The 6,809-nt window shown below is 64.5% G+C and carries 5 protein-coding genes and 1 tRNA gene; 2 read left to right on the top strand and 4 right to left on the bottom strand.

The genetic code is table 11. The annotated features are described in order from the left end of the window. The first annotated feature begins 108 nt into the window (after window positions 1–108). Window positions 109–846: a sulfotransferase family 2 domain-containing protein gene (locus ADAD_RS0112710; protein ID WP_010414385.1), complete on the top strand. Its 738-nt coding sequence runs from the start codon at window positions 109–111 to the stop codon at window positions 844–846. A gap of 134 nt (window positions 847–980) precedes the next feature. Here the strand turns inward: ADAD_RS0112710 and ADAD_RS0112705 are convergent. Beyond that, a tRNA-Arg gene (locus tag ADAD_RS0112705) sits at window positions 981–1,057 on the bottom strand. Between the two features lie 69 nt (window positions 1,058–1,126). Here ADAD_RS0112705 and ADAD_RS0112700 point away from each other — a divergent pair. Further along, window positions 1,127–1,891 (top strand): queuosine precursor transporter, encoded by a 765-nt coding sequence (locus tag ADAD_RS0112700; RefSeq protein WP_010414383.1) that lies wholly within the window; start codon window positions 1,127–1,129, stop codon window positions 1,889–1,891. 10 nt (window positions 1,892–1,901) lie between these two features. Here the strand turns inward: ADAD_RS0112700 and ADAD_RS0112695 are convergent, their stop codons facing one another. The 3 genes from ADAD_RS0112695 to virB11 all read right to left on the bottom strand — a co-directional run bounded on the left by ADAD_RS0112695 (window position 1,902) and on the right by virB11 (window position 6,787). Continuing rightward, window positions 1,902–3,458: a Ppx/GppA family phosphatase gene (locus ADAD_RS0112695; RefSeq protein ID WP_010414381.1), complete on the bottom strand. Its 1,557-nt coding sequence runs from the start codon at window positions 3,456–3,458 to the stop codon at window positions 1,902–1,904. After that, complete coding sequence (locus ADAD_RS0112690; RefSeq protein ID WP_010414379.1) at window positions 3,458–5,611, bottom strand: RNA degradosome polyphosphate kinase; 2,154 nt, start codon at window positions 5,609–5,611, stop codon at window positions 3,458–3,460. The genes ADAD_RS0112695 and ADAD_RS0112690 overlap by 1 nt, the downstream gene beginning before the upstream one ends. Before the next feature lie 123 nt (window positions 5,612–5,734). Beyond that, entirely contained in the window at window positions 5,735–6,787 is a 1,053-nt protein-coding gene (gene virB11 / locus ADAD_RS0112685) for a P-type DNA transfer ATPase VirB11 (RefSeq protein ID WP_033193378.1), read from the bottom strand. Window positions 6,788–6,809 lie beyond the last annotated feature (22 nt).

Raw genomic sequence — 6,809 nt, 5'->3', positions numbered from 1 at the left:
GTATCTATTTCCATCGGAGGGGTCCGGTCGCACGATTGGCTTGTGGTGGAAAGCGGCAAGCCCTGGCACGCGAATTGAATTTCGCGCGTCAGGCGCTAGCGAGGCACCATGTCGAACGCGCCGATTTTCATATTCTTCCATCTGTCCAAGAGCGGCGGGACCACCCTGAATGCATACCTTGCGCGGCATCTGGCCTGGGATGTGGAGCTTGTGAATTTCAGCTTTTGGGGTCGCCACTATCGCCGGACGCACGGTATCGCCGAGTTTGCGGATCGCACGCTGGAGGACAGGCAGGCTGCTCGCGTGCTGACGGGTCATCACACCTATGCCGGGATGCACACGCTGGTGCCGGGCCGCGAGGCGCGGTATTTCACCGTTATTCGCGATCCGGCAGAGCGGTGCGTCTCGCTCTACAATTTCCGCCGCAGCCGGGGGAAGACCGGCCTCCCGTTCGAGGACTGGTATTCCAGCGTATACCGCCCGGAATATGCAAATTCGGCGGTGAAGTTCTACGCGCAAAGGGCTTTCGGCGAACATGTCGCCGATGATCCTGCGGCCAATTTCGATATCGCCATCGGCCTGCTGGAAAAGTGCTGGATCGCGACCGTGACACCGAAACTGGACGAGGTTCTGGGGAAGCTAAGTGCGCACTTGTCCCTGCCCGAGGATTGGGAAAGCCAGAGGCGCGCAGGCGACCGGTCGGCACTCGACCTGCCGCACCATCCATCCAATGGGGAAGTGGTCAGGCGCTACGCGAGCGTGGACGATCGCATTCGAGAACGCGTCGCCACCGATGGTGCGGCCGACATGCGCCTGTTCGAGTGGGCCAGGGATCGCGACATTTAGCGGACCAAGGCTCGCCCTGCCGCATCATCACCATCCACCAAACCGGGCGCACGCGCGCCGAACTCAATCCACAACACCCTCGACCGCGCAGCCATTCGTGCTTTCGAGCCAAATGGATGGCGGAGGGGGAAAACTGGCGCGCCCTGCAGGATTCGAACCTGCGGCCTCAGGATTAGAAGTCCCGTGCTCTATCCAGCTGAGCTAAGGGCGCACACCGCGATCGCATAGCCGCCTTTGCCCGAAGCCAAAACCGGGTTATGCAATCGCGGTGGGGAACAAGATGACGCAGCCGGGGAAAACCGCCAGCGTGGCGCATATCGGCCCGGCGCGGTTCAAGCATTTCGACCGGGTCATGGCGGCCTTCGTCGCCATCCTGCTGCTGTCCAACATTATCGGTGCGGCAAAACTGACAGCGATCACCCTGCCCTTCTGGCCGGACGGCTGGTGGCCCGCCCCCGACGGCACTTTCATCTATGGTGCGGGAATCCTGTTCTTCCCCGTCAGCTACGTGATCGGCGACGTTCTGACCGAAGTCTACGGCTACGCCCGCGCACGCCGCGTGATCTGGACCGGATTCGGGGCCTTGATCTTCATGGCCTTCATGAGCTGGGTGGTGGTGAGCCTGCCGCCCGCCGCCAGCTGGGACGGGCAGGACGCTTACGAACAGGTCTTCGGCCTGGTCCCCAGGATCGTTCTGGCATCCATCGTCGCCTTCTGGGCGGGCGAGTTCGTCAATTCCTTCGTCATGGCCAAGATGAAGGTCTGGACGCAGGGCAAGGCGCTGTGGACCCGGACGATCGGATCGACCGTGGTGGGCCAGGGGGTGGACAGCCTGCTGTTCTATCCCATCGCCTTCCTGGGCGTGTGGGAAACGCGCGATGTCGTGACCGTGCTCGTCACCAACTGGTTGCTCAAGATATTCTGGGAAGCCGTGCTGACGCCCGTGACCTATCTCGTGGTCGGGTGGCTCAAGCGGGAGGAAGGGATCGAGGTCTTCGATACGGACACGAATTTCTCCCCCTTCGCCGGCGAAGACAGAGCCTAGCCGCGCTGCCCTAGCCCTTCATCGGCTGATCGAGCAGCAGCGAGGGCTCGCCCTTTTCCGGCAGCTTCTTCTCACCCATCACCCGCATTTCCGGCTCCAGCCCCAGATGCGCGGCAAGCATCGCCAGATCGCGTTCGGCGGGCTGGCCGTAAAGCGCGGCATGACTCTTGGCGAGCGCGAGGACGAGCGTCTTTTTCTCGCGGGTGAGCCGGGTCGCATCGAGCGAGCGGGCCGAGCCTGCACCAAGCCTGCGGGCCAGCCGCAGGCCAAGGCCCCACGTGATTGCCTCGTCCAGCGCCTCCTTCGATGCGAGCGCAACGACCGCTTCGGGCATTTCCAGTTCGGCGGAATTGGCGCAGATCGACGCGGCGAGCATCGCGCGCCCCTCTGGCGTGATCGCAATCCAGCGCTTGTGCAGCGCCCAGTCCACGCCCTGCCCCACACGCAGGTTCGGCTCGGTCTGCATCGCGGCAAGCCCCAGCATGATGGCCGCCAGCCGCAGCCTTTCCGCCCCCGGCCGCAGCGAACGCACCGTGTCGACTGTCCATCCTGCAACACGCGTGGCCTGCATGGCCGAGGCGCCCCGGCTTTCGGCGAATTCTATCGCGCCGGCGAGCAAGGGGTCCTGCGCCAGCTGATACTGGTCCAGCCGCCGCATCATCAGGCCCTCGCGCAGCCCCCAGGCGGACGCCACGATCCTTTCCGGGTCGTAGTGCTTCAACAGCACATGCAGCAACGAAGCCGCTTCCGGCAGGCTGTCCGCCCGCGACGAGGGAACGCGCGGTGTCGCCCTGATCGTCTCCACATCGGTCTTGGCCAGTTTCTTGACCAGTTCCGCCGCTTCCTCGCGGGTCATCGTGAAACCGTGCGGGTCGGTCAGGGGGAAATCGATCTGCGCGCGGGCGAAGGATGCGAGCGCGCGCCACGTGCCACCGACGAGGTACAGATCGCCGCCCTGCGCCATGGCGGGGGCATCCTTGCCGATCATCTTCTTCAGCTTGTCGCGCAGTTTGTCGCGGTCTCCGCCGCCAATTCTGGCCAGCCGCAGGGTCCCGGCGGGCAGGCTGCATCCCTCGCCCACCTTGCCGTCTTCCACCGGTACCAGTTCGAGGCTGCCGCCACCGATATCGGCAACGATACCGCGCGCGCTGGGAAAGGCGCCCAGCACGCCTTCGGCGCTTATCCGTGCTTCGTCGATCCCGCTCAACAGGCGCGGCTCCAGCCCCAGAGCCTCCACCTGCGCGAGGAAATCCTTGCCGTTCTTCGCATCGCGCACGGCTGCGGTCGCGACCGTATCGACCCGCGTTACCTCAAGATCGGCCAGGATCAGCGCGAAGCGCCTCAGCGCACCCATCGCCAGATCGATCGAATCCTCGGCAAGCAGGCCGTTCTCGTCGAGGTCGCGCCCCAGACGGGCGGTCACTTTCTCGTTGAACAGCGTGGTGGGCGCACGCGGCGGCCCGCCATAGATGACCAGACGCACCGTGTTGGAGCCGATATCGATGATCGCGCCCAGCGGGTCGGAGCCCGAAATCCGGCGGCGATCGCTACCCTTCTTGCGCGCCATCACGCAACCCCCCGCCGCAGAGCCAGTTTGGGCACGGCCCCTGCCTCCAGCGCGCCTCCACGGCCCGAGAGGGAGGGGTTGGTCATGAAATAGCGATGGCAGTTGAAGGGCTTGGCATCGCCCGCTTCGACACGCTCGTAAGTTCCGTCCGGCTGCAAAACCCAGCTTCTTTCATTATCGAGTAGGTTGGCGAGCAGCACCTGCTGCAAGATCTGGTCATGTACCGTCTGGTTCTCGATCGGCACAAGCTGTTCAACGCGCCGGTCGAGGTTGCGCTCCATCATGTCCGCGCTGGAGATATACACCCGCGTCTGTTCACCCGGAATCGGTGCGCCATTGGCGAAGGCGTAGATGCGGCTGTGTTCGAGAAAACGCCCGATGATCGACTTGACGCGGATATTCTCCGACAGGCCAGGAACGCCGGGGCGCAGATTGCAGATGCCGCGCACCACCAGCTGCACTTCGACCCCCGCTTCGCTTGCGGCATAGAGCCGGTCGATCATGCCGGTATCGGTCAACTGGTTCATCTTGATCCAGATACCCGAAGGCTTGCCCTGTTTCGCCGCCTCGGCCTCCGCATCGATCCGCGCATAAAGCGTCTCGCGCAGGTCGATCGGGCTGATGCTCAACAGTTCCGTCCCGTGCGGCTCCACATAGCCCGTGACGAAGTTGAACAGCTTCGCGGCATCCCGGCCCAGCCGCGGATCGGCGGTGAAGTAGCTGAGATCGGTGTATATCTTGGCGGTGATCGGGTGATAATTGCCCGTCCCGAAGTGGCAATAGGTGCGGAAGCCCTCTTCCTCGCGCCGGACGACCATCGCCGCCTTGGCATGGGTTTTCCAGTCGACGAAACCGTAGATCACCTGAACGCCGGCACGCTCAAGCTTGTTGGCCCAGTAGAGGTTCTGCTCTTCGTCGAAGCGGGCCTTCAGCTCGACAACGGCGGTCACGGACTTGCCGTTCTCCGCCGCCTCCACCAGCGCCTCGATAACCTCCGACTGCGTGCCTGCGCGGTAAAGCGCCTGCTTGATCGCCACCACATTGGGGTCCGCGGCGGCCTGCCGGATGAAATCGACCACCACGTCGAAGCTTTCGTACGGGTGGTGGATGATGATGTCCTTTTCGCGGATGGCGGCGAAGCAATCCCCGTCATGTTCGCGGATACGCTCGGGATAGCGCGGCGAATAGGCATCGAACTTCAGATCGGGCCGGTCTTCCTTCACGATGTCGGACAGGCCCGCCATGCCCAGCATTCCATCGATCTTGACGAAGGATGCGCCCGGCGTCGCCAGCCGTTCGCGCAGCAGCGCTTCCGCAGTGGGATCGAACTCGGTCTCCAGCTCCAGCTGGATCACCTGCCCTCGCCGCCTGCGCTGGATCGCGCTGCGGAAGGTGCGGACAAGGTCCTCCGCCTCTTCCTCGATCTCGATATCGCTGTCGCGCAGCACCCGGAACACACCGCTGCCGCGCATCTCGAAGCCGGGGAACAGGTGTTCGGCGAAGCGGGTAATCAGGTTCTCGATCCCGATATAGATCGCCTCGTCCCCCGGCACGCGCAGGAAGCGCGGCAAGGCCGAGGGGATCAGCACCATCTCGACCAGGTCTTCGGTTTCCTGGTTCTTCAGGTCTTCGCGGCGCACGGTGAAAAGCACGCCGAGCCCTTCGTTGGCGATGAAGGGGAACGGGTGCGCCGGGTCGAGCGCCTGCGGCGTGATGACGGGCATGATCTCGTCCAGGAAATGCCTGCGCAGCCATTCATGCGCCTCGCGGTCGATCCGCCGGTCGTCCGCCATGTGGATGCCCGCATCGGCCAGCATCTCGCGCAGGTCGCGCAGGGTGCCCTGCTGGCGTTCATTGAGCTGGGCGAGCCTGGCGCGAATTTCGGACAGCTGCTGCGCGGGGGTGAGCCCGTCTGCGGACGGCTTGTCGATTCCGCGCTGCACCTGGCCGACCAGACCGGCCACGCGGATCATCATGAATTCGTCGAGATTGCTTCCGGAGATGGAGAGGAACCGCAGCCGCTCGAGCAGCGGGTAATCCGTGTTGCACGCTTCGGCGAGCACGCGATCGTTGAAGGCAAGCCAGCTTAGTTCACGGTTGAAGAAGCGCGAACCGATATCACGGCTGGAATCGGCGCTGAGCGGGGAAGCCATCGGGTCTTGAGCTCTCGCTTTGGTTGCGACTGTCTGACCTGCGCAGGGCGCAGGTGCGCGGTTTCGCGCGTTCTCTATCCGGTGGGCGCACGGCAGGCCAGCCCGGTTTTGGACGAACGGATGCTACCAGTCGTCGGATTTCAACAGGTCTGCACTGCGCGCGATCTGGGCGATGCCGCGCTTGCCGTCAGCCCCCCTGCCCAGCTGGACGATCACATCGATCACGCTGGCGGCGTAGGCGATGATATCCTTGCGGCTGAGGCCGATACCGGTCTGCATCACCATCAGCGACAATTGCTCCAGCGCGCCGTGTAGCGAGTTGGCGTGCACGGTCGAGAAGCTGCCCGGGTGGCCGGTGTTGATCGCCCGCAGGAAGGAGACCGATTCCTGCCCGCGCAGTTCGCCCAGCACGATCCGGTCCGGACGCAGGCGCAGCGCGGCCTGAAGCAGTTCGTTGGCCGTCACCTTGGCTTCGCCCAGTTCGCCCTTCACCGCGACCAGCCCCACGCCGTTCTCCCCCGGCAGCTTCAATTCCGGTGTATCTTCTACCAGAACCACGCGCTGGTCCTTGGGAATCTCCCCCAGCATCGCGTTGAGGAAGGTAGTCTTGCCGGTGCTGGTGCCGCCCGAAATCAGGATCGTCTGCCGCTGGAGGATCGCCTCGCGCAGGAATGCGATGGGCTCTGCCTGCGGATCGGGCATTGCCGCCTGCTCCTGACGTTTCAACGGCCCGGTGTCATACGCATCGAGCGGCAGATCCAGCCGCCGGTGGCGGCGGATCGCCATGACCCAGTGCTTGCGGCTGGCGGGCGGACCGCAGAACTGCACGCGCGCGCCATCGGGCAGCGTCGCGCCCAGCAGCGGATGCTCGCGGTTGATGCCCTGGTGGCTGACGCGGGCGACCTGTTCGGCCAGCCGCTGGACGAGGATATCGGTGATCGCGTCGGTCTCGATCCGCTGCATCCCGCCGGGGGTTGCCGCATCCTCGATCCAGACCTCGCCCGGCCGGTTGACGATGATCTCCGTCACCGTGTCGCGGTCCAGCCACTGGCGGAACGGCGCCAGATAAGCCTCGAGATAGACGCTGTGCGAACCCGAACCCGAAGCCGCCGGAGCCTGCGTATCGGCAGGCTCGGCGGGGTTGCCCGATGTCACGGATTGCAGGTCTGCGCCCATGGTTTGCGGATCGGCGTCGGCC

Origin of the sequence: Citromicrobium sp. JLT1363, assembly GCF_000186705.1 — a bacterium.
Lineage (GTDB): Bacteria > Pseudomonadota > Alphaproteobacteria > Sphingomonadales > Sphingomonadaceae > Alteriqipengyuania.
This window is presented reverse-complemented; position numbering and strand designations above follow the sequence as displayed.